Genomic DNA, 26,609 nt, shown 5'->3' with positions numbered 1-26,609 from the left:
CCGGGGTCCTTCACATGCGCGGGCTCTACCCTTGATCCCGTGCAGAAGAAGCGTGGACGCCGTGTCCTGAAAGTGATCGTCTGGGGACTCGTCGCCGTCCTCGTGCTCGGAATCGGCGGCATCGTCGCCTGGAGCCAGATCGGGGTGATGCCCGCTGAGAAGGCACCGCTGGCGAGCGTCCGCGAGAACTCGGCGATCCACGTCGAGGACGCCGATCAGGGCATCGTCCTCACGCCCGCAGACGGCGAGTCCGAGACGGGTCTCGTGTTCGTCCCCGGGGCGAAGGTCGACCCGTGGGCGTACGCAGCCATCCTGCAGAGCCTCGCCGAGGAGGGCGTGACGGTCGTGATCACCCGCCCGTGGCTGAACCTCGCGTTCTTCGACCTGCGCGGCCTGGACTCCTTCACCTCTGCGGCCCCCGACATCGACGAGTGGGCGATCGGCGGTCACTCGCTGGGCGGCGTGCGCGCCTGTCAGCTCGCCGCAGACGCCGAGGCGCTCGTGCTGTTCGGGTCGTACTGCTCGAACGATGTCTCCGACACCGATCTCGCCGTCCTGAGCATCTCCGGCAGCGAGGACGGACTCTCGACGCCCGAGAAGGTCGATGCGGCCCGCGATCTGCTTCCTGCCGACGCCGAGATGATCGAGATCGAGGGTGCATCCCACGCATCCTTCGGCGACTACGGCACCCAGGCGGGCGATGGGACGCCGACGATCACGGACGACGAGATGCACTCCGAGGTCGCCGAGCTCCTGATTCCCTTCATGGCCGCACTCCCCCAGGGCTGATCTGCTCTTCGCCCCTGTCTCAGACGCCCTGCGTCTCAGCGCCGCGGTCTCCGACGATGACGGGATCGAGCAGCGGATGCAGATGCCGCGTGCCGAGCACCCCTGCCGCTGTCCGTGCGCCCGCGCTGAGTGCCGACGGCACGTCCGCGCCGGAGAGTCGGGCATCGAGCACACCCGCGAGGAAGGCATCGCCGGCCCCGTTCGTGTCGACGACGTCGACGGGCGCCGCCGCCACGCGGTGCTCCACGCCGTCCGCATCGATCGCCACAGCGCCGTCCGCACCGAGCGTGCACACCGCGAGCGTCGCTCCCGCAGAGATGCGCGAGCGCAGGAAGGCCACGGGATCGGAGAGACGATCGGCGTTGCAGAACACGGCGTCGGCCGCGTCGAGGAACGGCCGGTGGAAGTCGGCCTCACCGTCGTAGTCGTGCACGTCGACCCAGATCGGGCGCCCCGTCGCTCTGGCCGCGGGGAGAAGCCGGAGGGGCTCCGCCGCGAGGTCGAGCACGATCGCATCGGCCTCTCGCATCGCCTCGACCAGAGCAGCGTCGTCAGCCCCATCCGTAGCCGACGGCGAGGCGAGGTAGAGCGACACGCGCCCGCCTCGACGGGTCATCAGGTTCAGGTGGCGCTCAGTGACGTCACCCTGGCCCCAGAGAGCGTTCACCCCTGCCCGGCCGAGGCCATCGCGCACGCGCTCCCCCGGCTCGTCCGCCGCGCTCAGCGCATACAGCAGCGTGGGGCGCCCGAGCGCGGTGAGGCTGAGCGCCTTGCCTGCACTCGTGCCGCCGACCGTCTCCCAGGAGTCCTCGGCGAACTGCATGTGGGGCACGGGCTCCGGCAGACGATCGAGCACGACGATCGAGTTCCAGGAAGCCGGCCCCGCGATGAAGACGGATGCGGTCATGGCTCCATCCTGCCCGGTGTGGCCGCCTGATCAGCCGATCCGCTTGATCAGCGAGTCGAGGCCCATTCCGTAGTCGATGCGCACGACCGGCAGCGCGAGCTTGTCGGTCCCGATCTCGACGTATCCGGGTTCGATGGTCCGTGCCATCTCGAAGCCGGCCTGCGCGACGCCCTGCTTCGCGGTGTCGTTGTAGTGTCCGAACGGGTACGCGATCACCTCGCGCACCCCGAGCACGTCCCCTGACGCGTTCAGGTCGGCCGCGATCTCGTCGGCCGTCCAGTTCGTCATCCGGCCCTTGCCGTTCTCTCCGGCCTGGTGCATGTCATGGGTGTGCGAACGGCGCAGCACATAGATCGACGGCGGTGGGTCCTGCCGGTAGGCCGTGATCATGAACGACGTCGACAGGAGCCTGTTCCGCTCGATCACCGGAACCGCGAGGTCGAACCAGGTCTGGTCGGCGTCGTCGTCGGTGATGATCACCGATCGGGCGGGCAGCGAGAGGCGGCCGTCGATGAACGCGCTGAGCTCGTCCCAGGTCGGAAGGTAGAAGCCCGTCGTCGCGATGTGGGTCATCTGCGCCTCGAAGTCGCCGATGTACGCGTAGTTGCCGCGCAGCCACCCGGACTCGCCGTCCGGGTTCGCGGTGAACTGGTGGTACATCAGGATCGGCACCTGCACGTCGGCAGCGGCGTTCGCCTCGGGGGTCGTCCACCCGGCGAACAGCTCGGTCTGCTGATCGACGCAGGCGACGGGGTCGGCACCGTTCACGCGTGCGGCGACCGTGTATGCGGCAGCATCCGCCTCGGTCGTGTACCACCCCGCGAACACGCGCCCGTCCTGCGCCGGTATCGGAAGGGCCGCGTAGAGCGCGTCCTGCCGCTGCAGCATGGGCTCGGCCGGAGCTCCGTCGCCGAAGAAGCTCACCGCACACGCGAGCGGGTCGTCGGCATCGGCGAGGAGCTGCTGAGCGGGTGTCAGCGGACGCTCGATAACGGCGGCGCCGGCGCGCGGAACACTCTCCTCCGGCGCGCGCGTCGACCAGGAGTACGCCGCTGCCGCGCCAGCCCCGAGCACGATGACGGCGCTGATGATCAGTGCGACGCCGATGCGGCGTCGCTTCCCCCCGGAAGCCATGGTCTAGATGTCGAATCCGTCGGCGATCATCTCCACGAGCTCCTCGCGCTCCTCGACCGGAAGGAAGGCTCCGGCCGCGGCGTTGAACTGGAAGGTCTCGAGGTCGTCGAGATTGTACTCGAAGGTCTCCACGAGGAGCGACAGTTCACGAGTGAGCGAGGTCGCACTCATCGTGCGGTTGTCGACGTTCACCGTGACGGCGAAGCCGAGCTGGTAGAGCAGATCGAACGGGTGATCGGCGAGGGTGTCGCCCCACGCCGCGATCGCGCCGGTCTGCAGGTTCGACGACGGCGAGAGCTCGAGCGGGATCTCGCGGTCGCGCACCCAGCGGGCGAGGTCACCGAACTGCACCTGCACCTCGTCGCCCTCCTGAGTGATCACGTGGAGGTCCTCGGCGATGCGCACGCCGTGGCCGAGTCGCAGGGCTCGTCCGTCGACGAGCGCCGACCGGATCGAGGCCGGGCCGGCCGCCTCACCCGCGTGCACTGTGACGGGGAAGAAGTTCTCGGCGAGGTAGTCGAAGGCGGCCCGATGGTTCGAGGCAGGGAAGCCGTCCTCGGGACCGGCGATGTCGAAGCCGACGGCTCCGCGTCCGCGGAACCCGACCGCGAGCTCTGCGATCTCGAGAGAGCGGTCGGTGTGACGCATCGCGGTGATCAGCTGTCCGACGCGGATGCTGTGGCCGTCGCTGTCAGCGGCGTCCTCGCCCTCCTCGATGCCCTGCTGCACGGCCTCGACGGCCTGCTCGAGCGAGAGACCGCGGGTGAGGTGCTGTTCGGGCGCCCAGCGGACCTCGCCGTAGATCACTCCGTCATGCGCGAGGTCCTGCACGAACTCGCGTGCGACGCGCGTCAGCCCCTCCGTCGTCTGCATGACGGCGGTCGTCAGATCGAACGTCTTGAGGTACTCGACCAGAGAACCCGAGTCGCTCTTCTTCGCGATCCACTTGCCGAGAGCGGCCGGGTTCGACTCCGGCACATCGACGCCGATCGCATCCGCCAGCTCGATGATGGTCGACGGGCGCACTGCGCCGTCGAGGTGGTCGTGCAGCGACACCTTGGGCAGGCCTCGCAGAGACGCCCCCTGGATGGTGACATCGCCGTTCGCGTCGATCGACATGGGGATTCCTCTCGGTCGCGGATTCGCTGTGTTCAGGCTAGCGGTCTGCGCATCAGGCCGTGATGCGCTCGCGCACGATCGGCCCCGCGGCCGGAGCCTCGTCACCGATCGCCCAGGCGCCCTCAATCGCCTCGAGGGCACGCGGGAACCTGGCCTCATCGGCGGCGGAGAGGGTGAACAGCGGCTGGCCCGCCACGACGCGGTCGCCCGGCTTGGCGTGCAGATCGATGCCGGCTTCGAAGATCACCGGGTCCTCGGCCCGCGCGCGTCCTGCGCCGAGACGCCACGCCGCGATGCCGAACGGCAGCGCGTCCAGCTGAGACACCACGCCGTCGGCGGGGGCGGTGACCACGTGCGTCTCGCGTGCTGTCGGCAGCGGTGCGTCCGGGTCGCCGTCCTGCGCACGGATCATGGCCTTCCAGCCGTCCATCGCGCGTCCGTCGTCGAGAGCGGCCTCGACATCGGCATCCGGCTGTCCTGCGAGCGCGAGCATCTCGCGCGCCAGGGCGATCGTCAGCTCGCGGACGTCGGCGGGGCCTCCACCTGCCAGCACCTCGACCGATTCGCGGACCTCGTTGGCGTTTCCGATCGCGCGCCCCAGGGGCACGTTCATGTCCGTGAGCAGTGCGGTCGTGGCGACGCCGGAGTCGGTGCCGAGCGCGACCATCGTGCGCGCGAGCTCACGTGCCCGATCGATGTCCTGCATGAACGCGCCCGAGCCGAACTTCACGTCGAGCACCAGCGCGTCCGTGCCTTCGGCGATCTTCTTCGACATGATGCTCGATGCGATCAGCGGAATTGCCTCGACCGTGCCGGTGACGTCACGCAGCGCGTAGAGCTTCTTGTCGGCAGGAGCGAGACCGGAACCTGCGGCGCAGATCACCGCGCCCACATCGCCCTGCATCTGCGCGAACATCTCTTCGTTGCTGAGCGCGGCGCGCCAGCCGGGGATCGACTCGAGCTTGTCGAGCGTGCCGCCCGTGTGGCCGAGTCCGCGGCCGGAGAGCTGCGGCACCGCGACGCCGAACACGGCGACCAGCGGTGCGAGCGGCAGAGTGATCTTGTCGCCCACCCCTCCGGTCGAGTGCTTGTCGACGGTCTTCTTGCCGAGGGTCGCGAAGCTCATCCGCTCCCCCGAGGCGATCATCGCGTCGGTGAGCACACGGATCTCATCGCGCTCCATGCCGCGCTGGAAGATCGCCATCGCGAACGACGCCATCTGCGCGTCCGACACGTAGCCGCGCGTATAGGCGTCGACCATCCAGCGCAGCGCCTTCTCGGGCACGGCGCCTCCGTCGCGCTTGGCACGGATCACATCGACGGCGTCGAAGGGCTCAACGCTCATCGGGCGTCCTCCAGGTCTCGGGGGCCGAACGCATCCGGCAGTACTTCATCGATGGTCCGGATGCCGGAGACTGTCTCCAGCAGCATCCCGGGCATCGCGTGCTCGTAGAGCAGTTGTCGGCAGCGGCCGCAGGGCATGATCGTCTGTCCGTCGTTGTTCACGCACACGAAGGCGACGAGCTGGCCGCCGCCGGACATGTGCAGGTCACCCACCAGTGCGCACTCGGCGCACAGGGTCACCCCGTACGACGCGTTCTCGACGTTGCAGCCGGCGACGATGCGACCGTCGCCGACGAGCGCGGCGGCTCCGACCCGGTATCGCGAATACGGCGCGTAGGCCTTGGTCATGGCGTCGGTCGCAACCTGGCGGAGCTCGTCCCAGTCGATGTCAGTCATGTGTCTCCTAGGACTTTATGTACGGCTTGCCGCTGGCCGCCGGCCCACGGATCTGACCGGCGAAACCGGCGACCGCGAGCAGCGTCACGACATACGGGAGCATCAGCATGAACTCGCCGGGGATCGGTGTCTTGAGGATCGACAGCAGGTTCTGCAGGTTCGTGGCGAAGCCGAACAGCAGCGCGGCGAGAGTCGCGCGGATCGGATCCCAGCGTCCGAAGATCACCGCGGCGAGGGCGATGAAGCCGAGACCGGCGGTCATGTCCTTTCCGAACTGCGGCACCGACACCAGCGTGAAGTACGCACCGCCGATGCCGGCGATCGCGCCCGCGAGCAGCACGTTCCAGAAGCGCGTCGAGTTGACCTTGATGCCGACCGTGTCTGCGGCCTGCGGGTGCTCGCCGACGGCGCGGACGCGGAGTCCCCACTTCGTGCGGTACAGGCCCCAGGCGACGATGGCGACGGTGACGAACATGAGATAGACGATGAACGTCTGGTTGAAGAGCACCGGACCGATGATCGGGATGTCGCTGAGCAGCGGGATCTCGATGCGACTGAAGCGCACGGGGGTGTTGAGCTCCGTCTCGTTCGGTGCGAGCAGCGCGCCGTAGAGGAAGCCGGTGAGACCGCTGACGAGCACGTTGAGCACCACACCGACGATCACCTGCTCGACGAGGTACTTGATCGCGAACGCGGCCAGCACGGCGGCGACGAGCACGCCGCCGAGCATGGCGCCCAGCAGTCCGATGAACGGGCTGCCGGTGACGCTCGAGAGCAGCGCGGCCGCGAACGCTCCGAGGAGCAGCTGGCCTTCGATGGCGACGTTGACCACACCCGCCCGCTCGCCGATGACGCCGCCGAGGGCACCGAACACGAGGGGGACGGAGAGGGAGACAGCTCCGAACAGCAGGCTGCTGACGGGCACGAGACCTCCCGCGCCCGCCCACACGAGGAACCCGAAGACGGCGATCACGCTGAAGGCGATCACGAGCCAGATCGAGGGCTTGCGGTACGTCCACGCCCGCAGGAACGCGAGCGCCGACAGCAGCACGAGGATCACGATGACGACCCAGCTGGTCGGCCCCGTCGGCAGCGCCACATCGGGCAGCGCGAACGGTGAAGACGGGTCGTTGAGCCGGAAGGTGCTGGTGCCGCTGCGCGGCACGAGCAGGATCAGGAGCGCCAGCAGCACGGTGGCTGCGGCGAGGACGATCGGCGCCTTCAGGTGCCGCTCGCGCACGGTGGCGAGCTGCACGGTTCCGTCAGCGGCTTCGCTCTGGACGAGGGAGGTCATGCTGTCACCGCCTTCTTCGTGGCCTTGGCTCTCGCCTTGGCAGCCTTCTCCGCATCGGACTTGGGAAGGAAGAACACGGCGCGCAGCAGAGGCGGCGCGGCGATGAACAGCACGACGAGCGACTGCACGACGAGCACGATGTCGACGGGGATGTCCTGCGCCTGCATCGAGAACGATCCGGCCTTGAGTGCGCCGAACAGGATGCCGGCGGCGAAGGTGCCCCAGGCGCGGCTGCGGCCGAGCAGGGCGACGGTGATCGCGTCGAAGCCGATTCCGGCGTCGATGGTCTCGGTGATACCGGTCGTGACCGCGCCCTGGACCTGGTTCATGCCCGCGAGACCGGCGAGAGCACCGGCGAGCAGCATGGCGTAGACGTAGACGCGCTGCACGCTGATTCCGGCCGCGCGCGCGGCGTGGGGGTTCTCACCCACTGCGCGCATCCGCATTCCGAGCGACGAGCGCTCGATCAGCCACCAGACGAACAGGGTCGCGATGATCACGATCACGAACCCGAGATCGAGCAGCGGGAACTGCGGCCCGAGGAGCTCGGGGAACTGCGCGCTCTCAGGGGTGGCGTAGCCGAGGGCCTGGTTCGTGCCAGGCTTCTGCAGCAGTCCGGGTGTGCGAATCATCCACAGCAGCAGGTAGTACGCCACGTAGTTGAGCATGATCGTGAGGATGACCTCGTGCGCGCCGGTGCGCGCCTTGAGCAGACCGGCGATCGCACCCCACAGTGCGCCACCGGCGATGCCGGCGATCAGGGTGACCGGGATGTGCAGCCAGAACGGCAGGTCGAGCTGGAAGGTGAGGAGACCGGCAGCCGCGACGCCGATCAGCATCTGACCGCGTGCACCGATGTTGAACAGGCCGACGCGGAAGGCGAGGGCGACGCCGAGGCCGGCGGCGATCAGCGGTGCGGCGAAGCCCAGCGTGTTGGTCAGCGGACGGATCTGCGCGGCGAAGTCAGCGCCTCGTGCGTTGAAGATCGCTCCGCGGACGAGTGCCTCGTAGCCGTTGTAGACCGCGTTCCAGATCGCGGCGAAGGTGTCGCTCGGACGCTGGAAGAAGTAGCCGGAGGCCTCCAGCACATCCTCGTTGGTGAAGGCGATCAGGATGCCGCCGACGACCAGAGCGAGGAAGATCGCGAGGATCGTCGTGACTGCGCTGCCTCGGAGCATCTCCTTCAGGATCACGTTGCCGCGAGGAGGAGGCGGAACCGCGCCCGAATCGCGCATCGTCGTGGTCGTGTTCACCGAGAGCTGGTCGGCGGATCCCTGGCCCGCCGAGCTGCTCCCCTGTGGCGTCGTACCGCTCATGCGGCCACCTCTCCCTCGGCGGCGCCCGCCATCATCAGACCCAGCGTCTCGCGCGGGGTGTCGCCGGGAACGATCCCGACGATCGTGCCTCTGTACATGACAGCGATGCGGTCGGCGAGAGCCGCCACCTCGTCGAGCTCGGTCGAGACGACCACGACGGGGATGCCCGCGTCTCTCGTCTCGATGATCCTCTTGTGGATGAACTCGATGGAGCCGACGTCGACTCCACGCGTCGGCTGCGCGGCGACGAGCAGCTTGAGCTCGCGGCTCATCTCCCGGGCGATCACGACCTTCTGCTGGTTTCCTCCGGAGAGGGTGCCTGCCGGAGTGTGCGGGCCCTGCGTGCGGATGTCGTACTCGCTGATCCGTGCGCGGGCGAAGTCCTCGAGCGCGGATCGGCGGATGGTGCCGCCTCGGCTGAACTCCTCGTCGCCCGTGCGGTCGAGGATCAGGTTCTCCGCGACGGAGAAGCCCGCGACGAGTCCGTCTTCGGTGCGGTCCTCCGGGACGAAGCCGACACCGGCGTCGAGGATGGCTCGCACGCTCTTGCCGACCAGTTCGGTGCCACCGAGCGTGATCGATCCTTCGACCCTGGCCGCGAGGCCGACGATGGCCTCGACGAGCTCGGTCTGGCCGTTGCCCTGCACCCCGGCCACCGCGAGAACTTCACCTGGGCGCACGGAGAAGTCGACGCCGTCGACGACGATGGCTCCCGCGGAGGTGAGCACGCGCAGCCCCTTGACGTCGAGGCCGCCCTCGCCGAGTCGCGGCGGGTCCTTGTGCACCGTGAGCTCGACCGCACGTCCGACCATCAGAGAGGCCAGCTCGGCGTTGGTCGCCGTGGGCGACGCCTCGCCGACGATGCGGCCGAGGCGGACGATCGTGATGGTGTCCGCGACCTCGCGCACCTCACGCAGCTTGTGGGTGATGAAGACGATCGCCGTGCCCTCGTCTCGGAGCTGACGCATGATGCCCATGAGCTCGTCGGTCTCCTGCGGCGTGAGCACGGCGGTGGGCTCATCGAACACCAGGACCTTGGCGTCGCGCGAGAGCGCCTTGATGATCTCGACGCGCTGCTGCACACCGACGGGGAGGTCGCCGACGATGGCGTCAGGGTCGATGTCGAAGCCGAAGCGGGCGGCGACGGCGCGGACGTGCTCACGCGCCTTCGTGATGTCGAGGGTGCCCAGGCCCTTGGTCTGCTCGTGGCCGAGCATGACGTTCTCGGCCACCGTGAACACGGGGACGAGCATGAAGTGCTGGTGCACCATGCCGATGCCGGCGTTCATCGCGTCGCCGGGGCCGCGGAACCGCTGGACGACGTCGTCCAGGAGGATCTCGCCCTCATCGGCCTGATACAGCCCGTAGAGGACGTTCATCAGAGTGGACTTGCCTGCACCGTTCTCACCGAGCAGCGCATGGATCTGCCCCGGCTCGACGACCAGGTCGATGTGGTCGTTGGCCACCAGGGTTCCGAACCGCTTGGTGATACCGCGAAGTTCGAGCTTCATATCTGCACCTTATCCAGAAGTGTCATCCAGAAGAGTCCGAAGAATCTTCGGCGCATCGTACGGGGATCGCCCGGATGCGCCGCGAACAGTCGTCATCGTCCGTCCACGGCGCGGGGCGAGTGGCCGCTTGCACCACTCGCCCCGCCATGGATGTGAACTGCTTACGGGGAGTTCTCCGACTCCACCGTGATGTCACCCGAGATGATCTGCTCCTGCAGAGCCGTGATTTCGTCGAGCAGCCCGTCGGGCAGGTCGCCCTCGAAAGCACCGAAGCCCGAGAGCTTGACGCCCTCGTTCTCGAGGGTGCCGATGTAGGGAGCCGGGTCGAAGTCGCCCTCGGATGCGGCGACGGTCGCGTCCTCGACGGCCACGTCGATGGCCTTCATGATCGAGAAGAGGGTGACATCGGCCACGCTCTCATCGGCCACCGCGAGGTCGCTGTCGACGCCGACCAGCAGCGTGTCCTTGCCGCTGTCGGCGATGGCCGCAGCAGCGCTCTGGTAGATCGGTCCACCGACCGGCAGGATCACGTCGACACCCTGGTCGAGCACGCCCTGGGCGGTCTGCTTGGCGGTGTCGTTCGCGTCGAAGCCTCCGGTGAAGGAGCCCTTCTGCGTGGCGGCGTCCCAGCCGAAGACCTCGACGGCGCCCGACTTGTCCTCGTTGTACTTCTCGACGCCGAGCTGGAAGCCGTCCATGAACACGGCGACCGACGGGATCTGCATTCCGCCGAAGGTGCCGACCTTGTTCACGCCCGATGCAGCAGACCAGCCGGCCGCGGCGTAGCCACCGAGGTAGGCGGCCTGAGCCGTGTCGAAGACGAGGGGCTTGATGTTGGGAGCATCGGTGGTGCCGTCGAAGTCGTTGTCGGCGTAGTCGTCGATGATCGCGTAGTCGATCTCGGGGTTGGCGAGAGCGGACTCGACCGTCGCGGCCGAGAGCTTGAAGCCGACGGCGACGATGAGCGAGCAGCCCTCCGAGACAGCGGTCTCGAGGTTCGGCGCATAGTCGTTGTCGTTGGCCGACTCGAACTCGATCGGCTCGACGCCGAGAGTCTCCGCTGCGCGGTCCATGCCCTCCTTGGCGGACTGGTTGAACGACTTGTCGTTCCAGCCACCCGCGTCCGAGACGAGGCAGGGGATGAAGTCGGAGTCAGCCTCGCCGCCGCCGGTGCCGCCCGATTCGGTGGGAGCCTGGCCGCAGCCGGCAAGTGCGAAGACGACGCCAGCGGCGATGGTCGCGCCGAGCAGCTTCTTGGTGGTGGAGATGGTCAACTCATGCCTCCTGAACGGTGCCGCGGCCCTCGCGGATCGCTCAAAGTTACCCAGTGTTTCGACTTTTGTGCATGCACGAGGGCGAAGCGCTGGCGAATGGTTACAAAGCTGAAACCAAGACAGCCGATGAGCGACCGAACGTGCTCATCAGAGCACGTCGCTCCGCCCGGTCAGCTTCAGGGACTCGACGACGCCCTTCACCCGCTGCGCGTGCTCGACGGTGGTGACGAGCAGAGCGTCGGGGGTGTCGACCACCACGATGTCCTTCACGCCGATCAGGCTGATCACGCGAGAGGTCTGACTGACCAGGATGCCGCTGGCCGCATCCGACAGCACGCGCGCTTTCGGCCCCAGCACGGCGAGGTCGTTCTTCCGACCGTTGTTGATGAGCTTGGTGAGGGACGCGAAGTCCCCCACGTCGTCCCAATCGAAGTGACCGGGCACGACCGCGAGGCGCCCGCGTCGCGCAGCAGGCTCGGCCACCGCGTAGTCGATCGCGATCTTCTTCAACCCGGGCCAGATCCGATCCACGGCGGGGCCGCGGCGCTCGCGGTCGTCCCACGCCTCGGCGAGCTCGAGCAGCCCGGCATGCAGGGCGGGTTCGTTCGCGGCGAGCTCATCGAGCAGCACACTCGCCTTGGCGATGAACATGCCTGCGTTCCAGAGGTAGCCGCGGTCGGCGAAGTAGGCCTTGGCGGTGTCGAGGTCGGGCTTCTCGACGAAGCTCTCGACCAGGGCGGCCTCGCGCGCCCCCTCGACCACGAGCTCCGCTCCCCTCTTGATGTATCCGAAGCCGATCGCGGGCTCGGTCGGGGAGATGCCGATCGTGCAGATGTATCCCTCCCGCGCGACCTCGACGGCGTCACGCACGGCGAACTCGAACACACGTGTGCTGCGGATGACGTGGTCGGCGCTGAACGAGCCGATGATCACGTCGGGGTCCCGCCGATGCAGGATCGCGGCAGCCAACCCGATCGCCGCCGCGGATTCGCGCGGCTCCGACTCCAGGAACACATTCAGATCCGGTATTCCGGGCAGTTCCGCCTCCACGGCCGCGCGGTGGGCCCGCCCCGTGACCACGGCGATGCGGTCCGCCCCGGCCAACGGCTCCAGCCTGTCCCATGTGTCACGCAGCAGCGAATGCCCCGAGCCCGTGAGATCGTGCAGGAACTTCGGTGCGTCCGCACGGGAGAGGGGCCAGAGTCGGCTGCCGATTCCGCCGGCGGGGATCACGGCGTAGAAGTTCTCGATGGGTTGGCTCACCCCGCAAGGGTAGCGCCCCGGAAAGTCTCGACATCGAGACACTTAGGCTCCCCTTCGTCGCCCGCGGTCGCCTCACGGGAATAGGATGGTGTCCGATCGGCCGTGCCTGATGACAGCAGGCTCACGCTTGGAAGACGCACCGCACGCGACCGAGTCACTTCGATCCAGGGAGGACGACCGTGTCCACAAGCGCTCGCTTGACACCGTCGATTTCGGAAACCACTTCCAAGACGCCCCGCGGCACCCTCTACCGGGGTCGCGAAGGCATGTGGTCGTGGGTGCTTCACCGCATCACCGGAGTCGCCATCTTCTTCTTCCTGTTGGTGCATGTGCTCGACACTGCACTCATCAGGGTCTCCCCCGAGGCGTACAACGCCGTCATCGGCACGTACAAGAACCCGATCATGGCGCTCGGCGAGGTCGTGCTGGTGGCCGGCATCGTGTTCCACGCGATGAACGGTCTCCGCATCATCGCCGTCGACTTCTGGTCGAAGGGCGCGAAGTACCAGCGCCAGCTCTTCTGGGGCGTGCTTCTCGTGTGGGGCATCATCATGGCCGGCTTCGTGCCTCGCCACCTGATGCTCGCGTTCGCCGGCTTCGGAGGAGGACACTGATGACCGCTCAGACCGTCGCAGCCCCTGTCCGCCGTCAGCGCGGATTCAACCTCGAGAAGTGGGGCTGGCTCTTCATGCGCGCCTCCGGCGTCGTGCTCGTCGTGCTCATCTTCGGCCACCTCTTCATCAACCTGATGGTGGGCGAGGGCATCCACGCCCTGGACTTCGCGTTCATCGCCGGCAAGTTCGCCACGCCGTTCTGGCAGTGGTGGGACGTCATCATGCTCTGGCTCGCGCTGATCCACGGCGCCAACGGCATGCGCACGATCGTCAACGACTACGTGACGAACAACACCGCTCGCAAGGCGCTGATCTGGGCCCTCGGCCTGGCCGCAGCCCTGCTCATCATCCTCGGCACCCTGGTCGTCTTCACCTTTGACCCGTGCCTCGGCGTGACCGAGTCGAGCACACTGTGGGAACAGTGCCAGACGCTGGTCAAGTAGAAGAGAAGGCATACGAGAAGTGACTACCGAGACCCAGGATTCCGTCGTGCGCGACGGCGTGCACTACCACCAGTTCGACATCGTCATCGTGGGCGCCGGCGGCGCCGGCATGCGAGCCGCCATCGAGGCGGGCTCCGGCGCGAAGACCGCGGTCATCTCCAAGCTCTACCCGACGCGGTCGCACACCGGTGCGGCACAGGGCGGCATGGCGGCTGCACTCGCGAACGTCGAGGAGGACAGCTGGGAGTGGCACACCTTCGACACCGTCAAGGGTGGCGACTATCTGGTCGACCAGGATGCCGCGGAGATCCTCGCCAAGGAGGCGATCGACGCGGTCATCGACCTCGAGAACATGGGTCTGCCCTTCAACCGCACGCCCGAGGGAAAGATCGACCAGCGTCGATTCGGCGGCCACACCGCCGAGCACGGCAAGACCCCGGTGCGCCGCGCATGCTACGCCGCCGACCGCACCGGCCACATGATCCTCCAGACGCTCTTCCAGAACTGCGTCAAGCTCGGCATCAACTTCTTCAACGAGTTCTACGTGCTCGACCTGCTCACGGTGAAGGATGCCGACGGCAAGACCCAGGTCTCTGGCGTCGTCGCCTATGACCTCTCCACGGGTGAGCTGCACGTGTTCCAGGCCAAGGCCGTGATCTTCGCGACCGGCGGCTTCGGCAAGATCTTCAAGACGACCTCGAACGCGCACACCCTCACGGGTGACGGTGTCGGGATCGTCTGGCGCAAGGGCCTCCCCCTCGAGGACCTCGAGTTCTTCCAGTTCCACCCGACCGGCCTCGCCGGACTCGGCATTCTCCTCACCGAGGGCGCCCGCGGCGAGGGAGCCATCCTGCGCAACGCCTCGGGCGAGCGCTTCATGGAGCGCTACGCCCCGACCATCAAGGACCTCGCGCCTCGCGACATCGTCGCCCGCTGCATGGTGCAGGAGGTGGCCGAAGGCCGCGGCGCCGGTCCGCACAAGGACTACGTGCTGCTGGACTGCACGCACCTGGGTGCCGAGGTGCTCGAGACCAAGCTTCCGGACATCACGGAGTTCGCTCGCACGTACCTGGGCGTCGACCCGGTCGTCGAGCCCGTGCCGGTGATGCCGACTGCGCACTACGCGATGGGCGGCATCCCCACGAACAACGACGCAGAGGTTCTCGCAGACAACACCACGGTCGTCCCGGGTCTCTACGCCGCCGGCGAGTGCGCCTGCGTCTCGGTGCACGGCGCCAACCGTCTCGGCACCAACTCGCTGCTGGACATCAACGTGTTCGGCAAGCGCGCAGGCCGCAACGCGGTGGAGTACGTCAAGACCGCCGAATTCGTGCCGCTGCCCGAGAACCCCGCCGGGTTCGTCTCCGGCATGCTCGAAGGCCTGCGCAACAACCAGGGCACCGAGCGCATCGCCGTGCTCCGCAAGGCGCTGCAGGACGAGATGGACAAGGGCGCGCAGGTCTTCCGCACGCACGAGTCGCTGGAGCACGTGCTCGGTGTCATCAAGGAGCTGCGCGACCGGTACATGAACGTGCACGTCGACGACAAGGGCAAGCGGTTCAACACCGACCTGCTCGAGGCCGTCGAGCTGGGGTTCCTGCTCGACATCGCCGAGGTCGTCGTCTACGCCGCGCAGAACCGCGAGGAGAGCCGCGGCGGACACATGCGCGACGACTTCCCCACTCGCAATGACGAGAAGTACATGCAGCACACGATGGCCTATCTGACGGGCGATCCGCACTCCTCCACTCCGAGCGATCACATCAAGCTCGACTGGAAGCCGGTCGTGTTCACGAAGAACGAGCAGGGCGAGTTGAACTACCCGCCGATGGAGAGGAAGTACTGAGCATGTCGAACGCCATCGCAGAAGCTCCCGCGGACACGACGCAGGAGACGGGCATCCAGTCGTTCATCGTCACCTTCAACATCCGCCGCTTCGACCCCGAGGTCGACTCCGAGCCGCACTGGGTCGACTACGACGTGGAGCTCTACTCGACCGACCGCGTGCTCGATGCGCTGCACAAGATCAAGTGGGAGGTCGACGGCTCGCTGACCTTCCGCCGCTCGTGCGCCCACGGCATCTGCGGCTCTGACGCCATGCGCATCAACGGCCGCAACCGCCTGGCCTGCAAGACGCTGATCAAGGACCTCGACATCTCGAAGCCGATCTACGTCGAGGCGATCAAGGGCCTGCCCCTCGAGAAGGACCTCGTCGTCGACATGGAGCCGTTCTTCGCGTCGTACCGCGAGGTGCAGCCGTTCCTCGTCGCGAACTCCGTGCCGGAGAAGGGCAAGGAGCGCGTCCAGTCGATCGCCGATCGAGAGATCTTCGACGACACGACCAAGTGCATCCTGTGCGCCGCGTGCACCTCGTCGTGCCCCGTCTTCTGGACCGACGGACAGTATTTCGGCCCGGCGGCGATCGTGAACGCGCACCGCTTCATCTTCGACTCCCGCGATGACAACGCCGCGGTTCGCCTCGACATCCTGAACGACAAGGAGGGAGTGTGGCGCTGCCGCACGACCTTCAACTGCTCCGAGGCATGCCCCCGCGGCATCGAGGTCACCAAGGCCATCGCCGAGGTCAAGCAGGCTGTGCTGCGCGGTCGTCCCTGACTCTCTCGCGCTGACGACGACGGGCGGACTCCTTCACGGAGTCCGCCCGTTCTCCGTGTGTGGATAGGGTGAGGATGTGTCTGATCCCGCTGGCGCTGAGAGCGAGCCCCGCCGCCTCGACGCGGCCGTAGAACGGGCCACCGCACTGACGCAGCGCACGCTCGGGCTGTTCCCCGTGCGGGTGTGGCGGCATTTCCTGCAGCACAACGGGTTCCTCCTCGCCGCGGGCGTGAGCTACCAGGCCCTGTTCGCGATCTTCGCGGCGATCTATCTCGCCTTCGCCATCGCCGGCCTCTGGCTCGGAGGCAGCACCGAAGCGGTCGACGGCATGATCGACATCATCAACAGCTACATCCCCAACCTGATCCAGGAAGAGGGCGGGGTGTTCACCCCGCAGCAGGTGCAGGAGATCGCGGTCAACACGACCGGGCTGCTCAGCATCACCGGTCTGATCGCGCTCGGAACCGTGATCTGGACGGCCATCGGCTGGGTGACGTTCTCGCGGCGTGCGACGCGCGACATCTTCGGCCTGCCGCCGGACCGCCGCAGCTACGTCATCCTGAAGGCACGGGATCTGCTCGCCGCTCTGATCTTCGGAGCGTCGCTGATCGCCGGTTCCCTGCTCAGCTCTGCCAGCGCGGTCGCACTGAGCTGGATCCTCAGCCTGCTGGGGTGGGGATCCGCCCTCGACGGCCTCACCAGCATCCGGATCGGCACGGTGCTGGTGTCCTTCGCGCTGCTGTCGGGTGCACTCGCGGCGATGGTGCGCTTCCTCACCGGCACATCCCTGCATTGGAGCACGATCTGGCCGGGCGCACTCCTCGGCGGCGGGGCGATGACGATCCTCCAGTTCGGTGCGGGATACCTGCTGAGCTACACACCGACGAATCCCCTGCTCGCCACGTTCGCGATCTTCATCGGCCTCCTGCTGTGGTTCCGCGTCAACGGCGTGGTGATGCTGGTCGCCTCCTCATGGATCGCCGTCGCGGCGAAGGACCGTGACCTGCCACTCCTGGCTCAGTCCGACGCGGAGCGGCGGGCGGCCGAGCACCAGACTCTGGTGGCCGCAGCCCGCATTCGGGTGCGAGAGGCCCAGAAGGCTCGCGAAACGGCCCCGTGGTATCGCGCCTGGGCCGCCACCAGGGCCGTGCACGCGGCGGAGCAGGAGCTCGCCGACCTGGAGGCCTCCGCTCCCCCGCCCATCGATTCGAGCACGCCGCTCGCCCAGCGACTGCTGGCCGAGTTGCAGCGTCCGTCCAAGGATGTCGGCGGCCCTCGTTAGGCTGGTGAGCATGCCTCATCTGCGTATCGCCTCGGTCAATGTCAACGGAATCCGAGCGGCGGCTCGCAACGGCATGAGCAGCTGGCTCGACGCCGCCGACGTCGACATCCTGACGCTGCAGGAGGTCCGCGGGCAGGACGAGCACCTCGAGGCCGCACTTCCGGGTTGGACGTTCGTGCACGACGAAGCCACGGCCAAGGGCCGCGCCGGAGTGGCGATCGCGAGCCGCATCCCGGCCCTGGCCTCGCGCACCGACTTCGGCGACGACGACTTCGATTCGAAGGGGCGCTGGATCGAGGCCGACTTCCTGATCGGAGACCGCCCGCTCACGGTGGTCAGTGCCTACGTGCACAGCGGCGAGGCCGACACTCCGAAGCAGGAGGAGAAGTGGAAGTTCCTCGACGCGTTCGGCGTGCGGCTCGCCGAGCTCGGCGGCGCTGACGGCGCACTCGCCCTGGTCACCGGTGACCTGAACGTCGGCCATCGCGAACTCGACATCAGGAACTGGCGCGGCAACCGCAAGAAGGCCGGTTTCCTCCCCCGCGAGCGCGCGTACTTCGACCGGTTCCTCGGGGCGGCGGGCGAGACGGTCGAGGGCGTCGACGGCTCGACGGGCACCGGTCTCGGCTGGGTCGACGTCGGACGCGCCTTCCACGGCGAGGTCGACGGCCCGTACACCTGGTGGTCGATGCGCGGCCAGGCTTTCGACAACGATTCCGGATGGCGGATCGACTACCACCTGGCGACCCCGGCGCTCGCAGAACGAGCCACCGCCTACCACGTCGCGCGTGCGGCGGCATACGACCAGCGCTGGAGCGACCACGCTCCGGTCGTGGTCGACTACACCTACTGATCACAGTCACGTCGGCTGCCCGCGGCCCCGTAATCAGGCCGTGACGAGAGCGACGATCAGCCCGGCCGCGATCGCGAGGTAGCCGAGCATGCTCCCCGGATAGGCCGTGCCCCTGCGGGCGCGCGGGAACATGAGCGGCACTGCGATCGCAACGAGGATGCCGGTGATCATCCCCGTCGGCTCGCTGACCACCACCCCCATAGGATTGATACCGTGACGAAACCACGCCTCTACTCAGGAATGCAGCCCTCCGCCGACTCTCTGCAGATCGGCAACTACATCGGAGCGCTCCTGCAGTGGCGTGACCTGCAGAGTTCCTACGACGCGTACTTCTCGGTCGTCGATCTGCACGCGCTCACGGTCGCGCAGGACCCAGCAGAGCTGCGAGAGAAGACCCGTCGCACCGCTGCCCAGTACATCGCCGCGGGCATCGAGCCCTCGCTGTCGACGCTGTACGTGCAGTCGCACGTCCGCGCGCACGCAGAGCTCGCCTGGATCCTGTCGACGATCACCGGTTTCGGCGAGGCCGGCCGCATGACGCAGTTCAAAGACAAGTCTTCGCGGTACGGCGCCGACGCCACGAGCGTGGGTCTGTTCACGTATCCGGTGCTCATGGCCGCCGACATCCTGCTGTACCAGACCGATGTGGTGCCTGTGGGCGACGACCAGAAGCAGCACGTCGAGCTGACGCGCGATCTCGCCGAGCGCTTCAACTCCCGGTTCGGAGAGACGTTCGCCGTGCCCAGGCCCGTGATCCAGAAGGACACCGCGCGCATCTACGACCTGCAGAACCCGACGTCGAAGATGTCGAAGTCGGCAGAGAGCGACGCGGGCGTGCTGTGGATGCTCGACGACCCGGCGAAGTCGGCGAAGAAGATCATGCGCGCGGTGACCGACAACGAAGGCTCGGTGCGCTTCGATCGCGAGAACAAGCCCGGCGTCTCCAACCTGCTGACCATCTACGCAGCGCTCTCGGGACGACAGGTTCCCGCGATCGAAGACGAGTATGCGGGCCGCGGCTACGGTGACTTCAAGAAGGGGCTCGCCGAAGTCGTCGTGAACGAGTTCGAGCCCGTGCGCGCCCGCGCACTCGAGCTTCTCGACGATCCCGCCGAGCTCGATCGGATCCTCGCGCAGAACGCCGCACGCGCGGATGCCGTGGCCGACGCCACCCTCGGAGCGGTCTACGACCGGGTCGGACTGCTTCGTCGCGTCTGACCTCGACAGCCATAGGATGGGGGCGTGACTGATCCGCAGCAGCCCCCGTCCGGTGCCGTCCCTCCTGTGCCTCCCGTGCCCCGGCCGGACGACGAGCAGCCGCAGTTCGCTTCGCCCGTGTCGTCACCGCCGGCGCCGCCCGCTCCGCCTTCGTATGCGGCGCCCCCGGCACCTCCCGCGTACCAGGGCGCACCGCCCGCATACCAGGGCGCACCGCCCGCATACCAGGGCGCACCACCCGCGTACCAGGGTGCACCTTCCGCGGTTCCCGCTGGTCAGCCCGCACCCGCATACCCGGCACCGACGGGAGCACCCGTGTACCCGCATCTCGCGGGTCAGCAGCCCGGTGCGCCGACCTACCAGGCGGCTCCTCCCGGCGCCTATCAGGTTCCAGTCGGTGGCTACACGGCGCCCGCAGGCGCTTACCAGGCACCGGTCACCGGAGAGAAGAAGTCCGGAATGCTCGGCATCCTGGCGCTGATCCTCGCGATCGTGGCGGCTGTCGTCACGCCGATCGTCGCCGGGGTGGCGGGGTTCGAGATCGGCCGTCGTCTCCCGGGCGGTCTCGACACGACCGATCCCGACTTTCTGTCGGTCCTCGCTCCCGCGCGGGATCAGGTGCTGTGGGCCGAGATCTCGTTCTGGACGGGAACCATCCTCGGCATCGCCGCGATCGTCATCGGCATCATCGCGATTCGCAAGAAGCAGGCGCGCGGCGCGGGCATCACGGCGCTCGTCATCGCAGTGCTCGGCCCGATCATCTTCTGGGTCGTGCTGCTGGTGACCCTGTCGACCGGCACAGCCACCGGCTTCCTGCCGTAACAGCGCCGCGACGTCGGCACCTCGCCGAGGTCAGCGGGGAGCGTGGTGCTTCTGCTGAGCGGCGAGGAGCCCGTCCTCGACGAGCAGCTCGACCGCGTCGGCCGCATCCGACACGAGGATGGGCAGGATCGCGCGCTCGTCCTTGCCGAACGGCGAGAGCACCCAGTCGGCAGGATCCTGTCGACCCACCGGACGACCTATGCCGACGCGCACCCGCGGGAACTCCGGCGTCGTGATCGCGCGTGCGATGTCGCGCACGCCGTTGTGTCCACCGTGCCCCCCGCCGATCTTGAGTTTGACGGTGTCGAACGGGATGTCGAGTTCGTCGTGGACGACGATGATCTGCTCGGGCGGCACCGAGTAGAACCGGGCCAGGGCGGCGACCGGCGTGCCGGAGACGTTCATGAACGTGTTCGGTTTGGCGAGCACGAGCTTGTCGCCGCCTGGGCGCAACCAGGTCTCGACGACACGAGCCCCGCCCTTGTGCTCGCGAAAGCTCTCGCCGCGCCGCGAGGCGAGCTCGTCGACGACCATCTGGCCGATGTTGTGACGCGTATCCGCGTATCGCGGGCCGGGGTTGCCGAGCCCCACCACGAGCCAGGTGGATGCCATGTGGTCGTCCTCTCGCATGCGGGCCCTTCGCGGTGCCCGGGTCAGGATACGACAGAGGGGGCGCGATGTGCTCGCGCCCCCTCTGTGATGCAGTCAGCTGTGCGCTGCGCCTGCGGAGATCACTCCGCGGCGGGAGCCTCTTCGGCGGCAGCCTCGTCGGCGGCGTCCTCGTCCTCGCCGAGCGACTCCTCAGCCGGGATCGAGATCGCGACGACGAGCACCTCGGGGTCGGTGAGCAGCGTCGAGCCCTTGGGGAGCGTGACGTCGGCGGCGGTGATGTGTGCGCCCTCTTCGAGACCCTCGACCGAGACCTCGACGTTCTGCGGCAGGTGCGTGGCCTCTGCCTCGATCGAGATCGTGTTCGCGTCCTGGTTGACGATCGTGCCGGGGGCAGGCTCGCCGGTGACGATGACGGGAACGTCGATCGTGACCTTCTCGCCCTTGCGGACGACCAGCAGGTCGATGTGCTCGATGATCTGGTGCACCGGGTCGCGCTGGACGTCCTTGACGAGGGCGAGCTGCTCCTTGCCGTCGATGTCGAGCTCGAGCAGCGCGTTCGCGCGGCGGATGATGAGCGAGACCTGGTGGCCGGGCAGTGCGACGTGCACGGGGTCGGTGCCGTGTCCGTAGATGACGGCGGGGATCTTGCCTGCGGCGCGCAGACGACGGGCGAAGCCCTTGCCGAAGCTCTCGCGGAGCTCGGCCTTGACCTTGGTGTCTTCAGACATGGGGTTCTCCTTCGGGGCACGCAGCGACAGCTACGCGGTGGTCTTGGAATTGTTCTCGAACGCAGACACGTGAGGAAAGCCACCGGCTTGCTTCGCCGCGTCGATAACGGATGCCAGCGCACGCGCAGAAGCATCCCTCGCCGAGGTACTCCTCTCATGGTACCGGATGAGCCGGTAGGCTGAGAACACCGATCCCTCTCTGCAGAACACGGAGTTCCCTCATGCTCGACGGCGTCTTCTTCTCCCACGCGATCGCCTGGCTCATCGGCGCGATGACCGTGTGCGCCGCCGGCCTCACCTTCGCGGCCCTGTTCTCCCTCGGGCGCTCCGGATACCGCAAGGACTGACCACCTCGCGTCCGACATCGCCCGTCACGCGGGAGCACCACCCCGGACGCCGCGATAATCTGAGAGCATCCCCTTCTTCTCGATCTAGGAGCCATCTGTGCCCGAAGCATCAGCGAACATCGGAGTCGTCGGACTCGCCGTCATGGGTTCGAACCTCGCCCGCAACCTCGCCAGCCGCGAGGGCAACACGGTGGCGATCTTCAACCGCAGCTACGAGAAGACCGAGACGCTCGTCTCCGAGCACCCTGAGGCAGGCTTCATCGCTGCCAAGACCTACCAGGAGTTCGCCGACTCGCTGCAGAAGCCGCGCACCGCGATCATCATGGTCAAGGCCGGCGGCCCGACCGACGCCGTGATCGACTCGCTCGTCGAGGTCTTCGAGCCGGGCGACATCATCGTCGACGGTGGCAACGCGTACTTCCCCGACACGATCCGCCGCGAGAAGGCCGTCCGCGAGACGGGCATCAACTTCGTCGGCGCCGGCATCTCCGGCGGCGAAGAGGGGGCGCTCACGGGCCCGTCGATCATGCCCGGCGGCTCGGACGAGTCGTGGATCACCCTCGGCCCGATCCTGAAGTCGATCGCCGCGATCGCCGAGGGCGAGGCCTGCGTGACGCACGTCGGGCACGACGGCGCAGGGCACTTCGTGAAGATGGTGCACAACGGCATCGAGTACGCCGACATGCAGCTGATCGCCGAGGCCTACGACCTCATCCGCCGCGGCACGGGCAAGTCGCCCGCCGAGATCGCCGAGATCTTCGCCGAGTGGAACAAGGGCGAGCTCGAGTCGTACCTGATCGAGATCACCGCAGAGGTGCTGCGCCAGGTCGATGCCGAGACCGGCAAGCCCCTCGTCGACGTCATCCTCGACCAGGCCGGCGCCAAGGGCACCGGCGCGTGGACCGTGCAGACCGCACTGTCGCTCGGCGTCCCCGTCTCGGGCATCGCCGAGGCCACGTTCGCCCGCTCGCTGTCGTCGCACCCCGAGCAGCGCGAGGTCGCGGGTTCGCTCCCCGGCCCCGACGACGAGTTCGTCGTCGCCGACGAGGCAGCCTTCATCGAGGACGTCCGTCTCGCGCTGTACGCGTCGAAGATCGTCGCCTACTCGCAGGGCTTCGACGAGATCCGCGCCGGCGCCGCCGAGTACGGCTGGAACATCGACCTCGGCGCGATCAGCAAGATCTGGCGCGGCGGCTGCATCATCCGTGCGCAGTTCCTCAACCGCATCGCAGACGCGTATGCCGCAGAGCCCGGCCTGCCCGTGCTGCTCACGGCTCCGTACTTCACCGAGGCGATCACACGCGCGCAGGCGCCGTGGCGTCGCGTCGTGGTCGCAGCGGCTCAGGCCGGCATCCCCGCTCCAGCGTTCTCCTCGTCGCTGTCGTACTACGACGGCATCCGCGCCGACCGTCTCCCCGCAGCCCTGGTGCAGGGCCAGCGCGACTTCTTCGGTGCGCACACCTACAAGCGCATCGACAAGCCGGGCACTTTCCACACGCAGTGGTCGGGCGACCGCACCGAGATCGAAGCCGAAGACACGCACTGAGCGCTGTCTGAGACAGCGAAGAAGGCCCCGGCGAGTGTCGCCGGGGCCTTCTTCGTGTTTCACCTGGTGATGTCCTGCACCGTCCCCTTCGCGAGCCGGAGCCGCCTGGTCGCCCTGCGAGCCACCGCCGAGTCGTGCGTGACGACGACCATGGTGATGCCCTCGGCGCAGAGCCCCTCGAGCAGTGTGAGGATCTCGTCGCGCATGCTCTCGTCGAGGTTGCCGGTCGGCTCGTCGGCCAGCAGCACCCGGGGCCGCTTCACGATCGCCCTGGCGATCGCCACACGCTGCTGCTGGCCGCCCGAGAGCTCGGTCGGCAGATGGTCGCCGCGGTCGTCGAGGCCGACGTGGGCGAGTGCCTGCGCCACGCGGGTCACCCGTTCGGCGCGGCTCAGCGAGGTCGGTTCGAGCGCCATGTTCACGTTCTCTGCCGCTGTGAGTGTGGGGATCAGATTGAACCCCTGGAAGACGAAGCCGATCTCCTCGGCCCGGATGCGCGTGAGCTCACGAGCGGAAGCGGAGGCGAGCTCGATGTCGCCGAGCTTCAGCGACCCGGTCGACGGCTTGTCGAGCGCGCCGAGCAGCTGCAGCAGTGTCGACTTGCCTCCCCCGGTCGGCCCCTGGATCGTGACGAACTCGCCGGGGTTGATCGTCAGATCGACGCCGGTGAGCGCCTTGACCGTCCGCCCTTTCTGCCGGTAGGTGCGAGTGACGTCTTGTGCGTGGTATATCGGCGCTGTGGCATCCGTGCCGTTCGCCGTGGGGGCGATGTCTGCGATGGTCATGATGGTCTCTCCTAATCTGTGGTGTCCGGTGTTGGTCAGGCGACGGAACGCAGTGCCTCGGCGGGGCTGAGTCGCGCGGCACGCCAGCCGCCGAACGCTCCGGCCACGAGGCCTCCGAGCACGGCCAGGCCGACCGCGGCGATGAGCACCCACGGCGTGAACGGCGCCTGCAGCACGATGTCGGCCGCCTGCTGTGTCTGGAACATGCCGCCGCCGCCAGCCGGACCGCCGCTCATGCCGCCGGGGCCCGCTTCGGCTCCCCCCGCTTCCGCCGCAGCGACCGTCGGCTTCACGAGGTTGATGACGACGATGCCGGCGATTCCGAGCACGAGTCCGACCGCTCCCCCGATCAGGCCCTGCACCATCGACTCGCCTGCGACCTGACGCACGACCCGTCCGTTCGACCAGCCGATCGCCTTGAGGGTGCCGAACTCACGGGTGCGACGCGAGACTCCTGAGAGTGTGAGCAGCACCGAGAGCAGCACCGCGACTGCGAGCACGATGATCGACAGCCAGGTGCCGAGGTTCGTGATCAGCGACGTCGCGCTCGACAGCGACCCCGAGACGGTCGACGCGAGCTCGGACTGCGACGTGATCGTGGCATCGGGAAGCTCGTCGGCGAGTGCTGTCTGCACGGCGTCGATGGACGCTGCCGACTCGGCCTGCACGTAGACGGTGGAGACGACGCCACCGGCGCCCGAGAGCTCCTGGGCCGTGTCGAGGGGCAAGTAGACGTTGGCCGCGGTATCGGCGGAGTCTGAGGTGGATGCCACGATGCCGATGACCTCCACGTCGGAACCGGCGACATCGATCGTGTCGCCGATGGCGATCTCGTTCGTGCTCGCGTAGGTGGCGTCGACGAGCGCGACGAGCGCACCCGCGTCATCGCTGTCGAGAGCTCGGCCGTCGCTGATCTCGACCGAGGCGAGCGGACCCACTGACGTCACGGCAGGATCGATGCCGAGCACCGTGAACGAGTCGACGCCGAACGAGCCTCCGCCGGCACCGCCCTGGGGCGGCGCGTCGCCCTCGGTGGGTGCGGCGCCGTCAGCGGTCCCGTCCTGCGCTCCGAAACCGCCGCTGGGCAGCTCCCCCGAGAAGGTCGCGTTCGTGAGGCTGAGAGCAGCGGATGCCGCCGTCACGCCCTCCGTCGCCGTCACCGTGTCGAGCACGGACGCGTCGAGCGTTCCGCGCATGAAGTCCGTCATCAAGGTCGACTGACTCAACGTCGTCGTGTCGCCTTCGGTCGATCCGTCCTCCGATCCGAAGTCGAAGCGCTGACCGCCGCCCTCCCCCGGCTCTGCAGCGGCACCCGTGACCGTGAGGTCGGTGCCGACGCCGTAGACCGACTCCAGCGCCTGGGCCTGCGCGTCACGCACTCCCGCGGTGAGGGCATTGACGATGATGACCAGGGCGATCGCGATGGCGAGCCCGATCGCGACGATCATCGTCTGTCTCTTGCGGCCAGCCAGCTCGCGCCGCAGATATGTCCCGTACATGTGTCTCCTTCCGCCGCGCCGTTCGCGGGCCGATGATGACGCTAAAGAAGGGACTTTTGCGAGATCGAGGGAGGAGTGATGAGAAGGCTATGGCCGGCAGATCTCACAGCCCACGCATAGCGCTCTCCATAGAAACCCCATAGGTGATTCCGCAGAATGTACTCATGAGCTCCGACCTTCCCGAACTGCGCCGCCCCGACGGCTCTCCCCTGCGCATCCTCGCCGTCGACGACGAGCAGATGCTCACCGATCTGCTCGCGATGGCTCTGCGGATGGAGGGCTGGGAGGTGCGCACCGCATCATCCGGCCTCGAGGCGCTGCAGGTCGCTCGCGAGTTCGAGCCCGACGCACTCGTGCTCGACATCATGATGCCCGATCTCGACGGCATGGCCGTGCTGCGCCGACTGCGCGAATCCGGCAGCCTCGTGCCGGTGCTCTTCCTGACGGCGAAGGATGCCGTGGGCGACCGGGTCGCCGGACTCACCGCCGGCGGCGACGACTACGTCACGAAGCCCTTCAGCCTCGAAGAGGTGATCGCCCGGCTGCGCGCGATCATCCGCCGCACCGGTCACGCGACAGCCGACGACGGCCAGTCGATCCTCCGCGTCGCCGACCTCACCCTCAACGAGGACAGCCACGAGGTGATGCGCGACGGCACCGAGATCGAGCTGACCGCGACCGAATTCGAGCTGCTCCGCTACCTCATGCGCAACGAGCGACGAGTGCTGTCGAAGGCGCAGATCCTCGATCGGGTCTGGAGCTACGACTTCGGCGGCAAGTCGTCGGTGGTCGAGCTCTACATCTCGTACCTGCGCAAGAAGATCGACGCCGGACGCACCCCGCTGCTGCACACGGTGCGAGGTGTCGGCTACATGATCAAGGCGCCTCAGTGAGCAT

At 67.7% G+C, this 26,609-nt stretch carries 27 protein-coding genes; 12 read left to right on the top strand and 15 right to left on the bottom strand.

Annotated features, from left to right (window positions below; all coding sequences use genetic code 11):
* Positions 1-39 precede the first annotated feature (39 nt).
* Positions 40-789, top strand: a complete 750-nt coding sequence (locus ACLKOY_RS17345) for an alpha/beta hydrolase (protein ID WP_436454720.1) — start codon at positions 40-42, stop codon at positions 787-789.
* A gap of 19 nt (positions 790-808) precedes the next feature.
* Here the strand turns inward: ACLKOY_RS17345 and ACLKOY_RS17340 are convergent, their stop codons facing one another.
* The 10 genes from ACLKOY_RS17340 to ACLKOY_RS17295 form a co-directional block, all read right to left on the bottom strand.
* On the bottom strand, positions 809-1,696 hold the full coding sequence (locus tag ACLKOY_RS17340; protein WP_436454719.1) for a carbohydrate kinase family protein: 888 nt from the start codon (positions 1,694-1,696) through the stop codon (positions 809-811).
* A 30-nt stretch (positions 1,697-1,726) separates the two neighbouring features.
* On the bottom strand, positions 1,727-2,830 hold the full coding sequence (locus ACLKOY_RS17335; RefSeq protein WP_436454718.1) for a polysaccharide deacetylase family protein: 1,104 nt from the start codon (positions 2,828-2,830) through the stop codon (positions 1,727-1,729).
* Between the two features lie 3 nt (positions 2,831-2,833).
* The gene (locus tag ACLKOY_RS17330; RefSeq protein WP_436454717.1) at positions 2,834-3,949 is read right to left on the bottom strand and encodes an adenosine deaminase; all 1,116 of its coding nucleotides are present in this window, start codon (positions 3,947-3,949) and stop codon (positions 2,834-2,836) included.
* A gap of 52 nt (positions 3,950-4,001) precedes the next feature.
* The gene (locus ACLKOY_RS17325) at positions 4,002-5,294 is read right to left on the bottom strand and encodes a thymidine phosphorylase (protein WP_436454716.1); all 1,293 of its coding nucleotides are present in this window, start codon (positions 5,292-5,294) and stop codon (positions 4,002-4,004) included.
* Complete coding sequence (locus ACLKOY_RS17320) at positions 5,291-5,689, bottom strand: cytidine deaminase (protein WP_042536471.1); 399 nt, start codon at positions 5,687-5,689, stop codon at positions 5,291-5,293. Before ACLKOY_RS17320 ends, ACLKOY_RS17325 begins: the two co-directional genes overlap by 4 nt.
* A 7-nt stretch (positions 5,690-5,696) precedes the next feature.
* The gene (locus tag ACLKOY_RS17315) at positions 5,697-6,983 is read right to left on the bottom strand and encodes an ABC transporter permease (protein WP_363575265.1); all 1,287 of its coding nucleotides are present in this window, start codon (positions 6,981-6,983) and stop codon (positions 5,697-5,699) included.
* A complete protein-coding gene (locus tag ACLKOY_RS17310; protein WP_436454715.1) occupies positions 6,980-8,299 on the bottom strand; it encodes an ABC transporter permease in 1,320 nt (439 codons plus the stop codon). The genes ACLKOY_RS17315 and ACLKOY_RS17310 overlap by 4 nt, the downstream gene beginning before the upstream one ends.
* Positions 8,296-9,810, bottom strand: coding sequence for an ABC transporter ATP-binding protein (locus ACLKOY_RS17305; protein WP_436454714.1), 1,515 nt, complete (start codon positions 9,808-9,810; stop codon positions 8,296-8,298). Before ACLKOY_RS17305 ends, ACLKOY_RS17310 begins: the two co-directional genes overlap by 4 nt.
* A gap of 161 nt (positions 9,811-9,971) precedes the next feature.
* Complete coding sequence (locus tag ACLKOY_RS17300) at positions 9,972-11,084, bottom strand: BMP family lipoprotein (protein WP_140037573.1); 1,113 nt, start codon at positions 11,082-11,084, stop codon at positions 9,972-9,974.
* A 147-nt stretch (positions 11,085-11,231) separates the two neighbouring features.
* Complete coding sequence (locus tag ACLKOY_RS17295; protein ID WP_140037574.1) at positions 11,232-12,347, bottom strand: mannose-1-phosphate guanylyltransferase; 1,116 nt, start codon at positions 12,345-12,347, stop codon at positions 11,232-11,234.
* Between the two features lie 179 nt (positions 12,348-12,526).
* Here ACLKOY_RS17295 and sdhC point away from each other — a divergent pair, with 179 nt between their 5' ends.
* The 6 genes from sdhC (at position 12,527) to ACLKOY_RS17265 (ending at position 18,155) form a co-directional block, all read left to right on the top strand.
* Positions 12,527-12,961 carry a succinate dehydrogenase, cytochrome b556 subunit gene (sdhC, locus tag ACLKOY_RS17290; protein ID WP_072591539.1) on the top strand — a complete coding sequence of 145 codons (435 nt, stop codon included), beginning with the start codon at positions 12,527-12,529 and terminating at the stop codon, positions 12,959-12,961.
* Positions 12,961-13,404 (top strand): succinate dehydrogenase hydrophobic membrane anchor subunit, encoded by a 444-nt coding sequence (locus tag ACLKOY_RS17285; protein ID WP_290160414.1) that lies wholly within the window; start codon positions 12,961-12,963, stop codon positions 13,402-13,404. Before sdhC ends, ACLKOY_RS17285 begins: the two co-directional genes overlap by 1 nt.
* A gap of 19 nt (positions 13,405-13,423) precedes the next feature.
* Positions 13,424-15,250, top strand: coding sequence for a succinate dehydrogenase flavoprotein subunit (gene sdhA, locus ACLKOY_RS17280; protein WP_436454713.1), 1,827 nt, complete (start codon positions 13,424-13,426; stop codon positions 15,248-15,250).
* 2 nt (positions 15,251-15,252) lie between these two features.
* The gene (locus ACLKOY_RS17275; RefSeq protein ID WP_140037577.1) at positions 15,253-16,020 is read left to right on the top strand and encodes a succinate dehydrogenase iron-sulfur subunit; all 768 of its coding nucleotides are present in this window, start codon (positions 15,253-15,255) and stop codon (positions 16,018-16,020) included.
* Positions 16,021-16,096: 76 nt separating this feature from the next.
* Positions 16,097-17,302, top strand: coding sequence for a YhjD/YihY/BrkB family envelope integrity protein (locus ACLKOY_RS17270; protein WP_436454712.1), 1,206 nt, complete (start codon positions 16,097-16,099; stop codon positions 17,300-17,302).
* 10 nt (positions 17,303-17,312) lie between these two features.
* Complete coding sequence (locus tag ACLKOY_RS17265) at positions 17,313-18,155, top strand: exodeoxyribonuclease III (protein ID WP_436454711.1); 843 nt, start codon at positions 17,313-17,315, stop codon at positions 18,153-18,155.
* A 33-nt stretch (positions 18,156-18,188) separates the two neighbouring features.
* On the opposite strand, the gene ACLKOY_RS17260 is transcribed toward ACLKOY_RS17265, so the two are convergent.
* The gene (locus ACLKOY_RS17260; protein WP_436454710.1) at positions 18,189-18,350 is read right to left on the bottom strand and encodes a hypothetical protein; all 162 of its coding nucleotides are present in this window, start codon (positions 18,348-18,350) and stop codon (positions 18,189-18,191) included.
* Between the two features lie 18 nt (positions 18,351-18,368).
* On the opposite strand from ACLKOY_RS17260, the gene trpS reads away from it, so the two are divergent.
* Together trpS and ACLKOY_RS17250 are read left to right on the top strand one after the other, a co-directional pair.
* A complete protein-coding gene (trpS, locus tag ACLKOY_RS17255; RefSeq protein ID WP_436454709.1) occupies positions 18,369-19,373 on the top strand; it encodes a tryptophan--tRNA ligase in 1,005 nt (334 codons plus the stop codon).
* 24 nt (positions 19,374-19,397) lie between these two features.
* Positions 19,398-20,195: a hypothetical protein gene (locus ACLKOY_RS17250; protein ID WP_436454708.1), complete on the top strand. Its 798-nt coding sequence runs from the start codon at positions 19,398-19,400 to the stop codon at positions 20,193-20,195.
* A gap of 30 nt (positions 20,196-20,225) precedes the next feature.
* Here the strand turns inward: ACLKOY_RS17250 and pth are convergent, their stop codons facing one another.
* Complete coding sequence (pth, locus tag ACLKOY_RS17245) at positions 20,226-20,807, bottom strand: aminoacyl-tRNA hydrolase (protein ID WP_436454707.1); 582 nt, start codon at positions 20,805-20,807, stop codon at positions 20,226-20,228.
* A 119-nt stretch (positions 20,808-20,926) separates the two neighbouring features.
* Positions 20,927-21,535: a 50S ribosomal protein L25/general stress protein Ctc gene (locus tag ACLKOY_RS17240; RefSeq protein WP_436454706.1), complete on the bottom strand. Its 609-nt coding sequence runs from the start codon at positions 21,533-21,535 to the stop codon at positions 20,927-20,929.
* A 221-nt stretch (positions 21,536-21,756) separates the two neighbouring features.
* Between ACLKOY_RS17240 and ACLKOY_RS17235 the strand changes: the two genes are divergently transcribed.
* Together ACLKOY_RS17235 and gndA are read left to right on the top strand one after the other, a co-directional pair.
* Positions 21,757-21,882: a hypothetical protein gene (locus tag ACLKOY_RS17235; protein WP_258184237.1), complete on the top strand. Its 126-nt coding sequence runs from the start codon at positions 21,757-21,759 to the stop codon at positions 21,880-21,882.
* Between the two features lie 97 nt (positions 21,883-21,979).
* Positions 21,980-23,428 carry an NADP-dependent phosphogluconate dehydrogenase gene (gene gndA, locus ACLKOY_RS17230; RefSeq protein ID WP_436454705.1) on the top strand — a complete coding sequence of 483 codons (1,449 nt, stop codon included), beginning with the start codon at positions 21,980-21,982 and terminating at the stop codon, positions 23,426-23,428.
* Between the two features lie 59 nt (positions 23,429-23,487).
* Here the strand turns inward: gndA and ACLKOY_RS17225 are convergent, their stop codons facing one another.
* Both ACLKOY_RS17225 and ACLKOY_RS17220 read right to left on the bottom strand, forming a co-directional pair.
* On the bottom strand, positions 23,488-24,213 hold the full coding sequence (locus ACLKOY_RS17225) for an ABC transporter ATP-binding protein (RefSeq protein WP_436454704.1): 726 nt from the start codon (positions 24,211-24,213) through the stop codon (positions 23,488-23,490).
* 35 nt (positions 24,214-24,248) lie between these two features.
* Entirely contained in the window at positions 24,249-25,712 is a 1,464-nt protein-coding gene (locus ACLKOY_RS17220; protein WP_436454703.1) for an ABC transporter permease, read from the bottom strand.
* A 164-nt stretch (positions 25,713-25,876) separates the two neighbouring features.
* On the opposite strand from ACLKOY_RS17220, the gene ACLKOY_RS17215 reads away from it, so the two are divergent.
* Complete coding sequence (locus ACLKOY_RS17215) at positions 25,877-26,605, top strand: response regulator transcription factor (protein WP_140037585.1); 729 nt, start codon at positions 25,877-25,879, stop codon at positions 26,603-26,605.
* Positions 26,606-26,609: the final 4 nt, after the last annotated feature.

This window comes from Microbacterium sp. K2 (assembly GCF_051365005.1).
GTDB lineage: Bacteria > Actinomycetota > Actinomycetes > Actinomycetales > Microbacteriaceae > Microbacterium > Microbacterium foliorum_B.
This window is presented reverse-complemented; position numbering and strand designations above follow the sequence as displayed.

Coding starts and splice junctions, on each gene's coding strand:
- ACLKOY_RS17340 (WP_436454719.1), bottom strand. CDS start 1,696: ATGACCGCATCCGTCTTCATCGCGGGGCCGGCTTCCTGGAACTCGATC.
- ACLKOY_RS17335 (WP_436454718.1), bottom strand. CDS start 2,830: ATGGCTTCCGGGGGGAAGCGACGCCGCATCGGCGTCGCACTGATCATC.
- ACLKOY_RS17330 (WP_436454717.1), bottom strand. CDS start 3,949: ATGTCGATCGACGCGAACGGCGATGTCACCATCCAGGGGGCGTCTCTG.
- ACLKOY_RS17325 (WP_436454716.1), bottom strand. CDS start 5,294: ATGAGCGTTGAGCCCTTCGACGCCGTCGATGTGATCCGTGCCAAGCGC.
- ACLKOY_RS17320 (WP_042536471.1), bottom strand. CDS start 5,689: ATGACTGACATCGACTGGGACGAGCTCCGCCAGGTTGCGACCGACGCC.
- ACLKOY_RS17315 (WP_363575265.1), bottom strand. CDS start 6,983: ATGACCTCCCTCGTCCAGAGCGAAGCCGCTGACGGAACCGTGCAGCTC.
- ACLKOY_RS17310 (WP_436454715.1), bottom strand. CDS start 8,299: ATGAGCGGTACGACGCCACAGGGGAGCAGCTCGGCGGGCCAGGGATCC.
- ACLKOY_RS17305 (WP_436454714.1), bottom strand. CDS start 9,810: ATGAAGCTCGAACTTCGCGGTATCACCAAGCGGTTCGGAACCCTGGTG.
- ACLKOY_RS17285 (WP_290160414.1), top strand. CDS start 12,961: ATGACCGCTCAGACCGTCGCAGCCCCTGTCCGCCGTCAGCGCGGATTC.
- ACLKOY_RS17275 (WP_140037577.1), top strand. CDS start 15,253: ATGTCGAACGCCATCGCAGAAGCTCCCGCGGACACGACGCAGGAGACG.
- ACLKOY_RS17265 (WP_436454711.1), top strand. CDS start 17,313: ATGCCTCATCTGCGTATCGCCTCGGTCAATGTCAACGGAATCCGAGCG.
- pth (WP_436454707.1), bottom strand. CDS start 20,807: ATGGCATCCACCTGGCTCGTGGTGGGGCTCGGCAACCCCGGCCCGCGA.
- ACLKOY_RS17240 (WP_436454706.1), bottom strand. CDS start 21,535: ATGTCTGAAGACACCAAGGTCAAGGCCGAGCTCCGCGAGAGCTTCGGC.
- ACLKOY_RS17235 (WP_258184237.1), top strand. CDS start 21,757: ATGCTCGACGGCGTCTTCTTCTCCCACGCGATCGCCTGGCTCATCGGC.
- ACLKOY_RS17225 (WP_436454704.1), bottom strand. CDS start 24,213: ATGACCATCGCAGACATCGCCCCCACGGCGAACGGCACGGATGCCACA.
- ACLKOY_RS17220 (WP_436454703.1), bottom strand. CDS start 25,712: ATGTACGGGACATATCTGCGGCGCGAGCTGGCTGGCCGCAAGAGACAG.
- ACLKOY_RS17215 (WP_140037585.1), top strand. CDS start 25,877: ATGAGCTCCGACCTTCCCGAACTGCGCCGCCCCGACGGCTCTCCCCTG.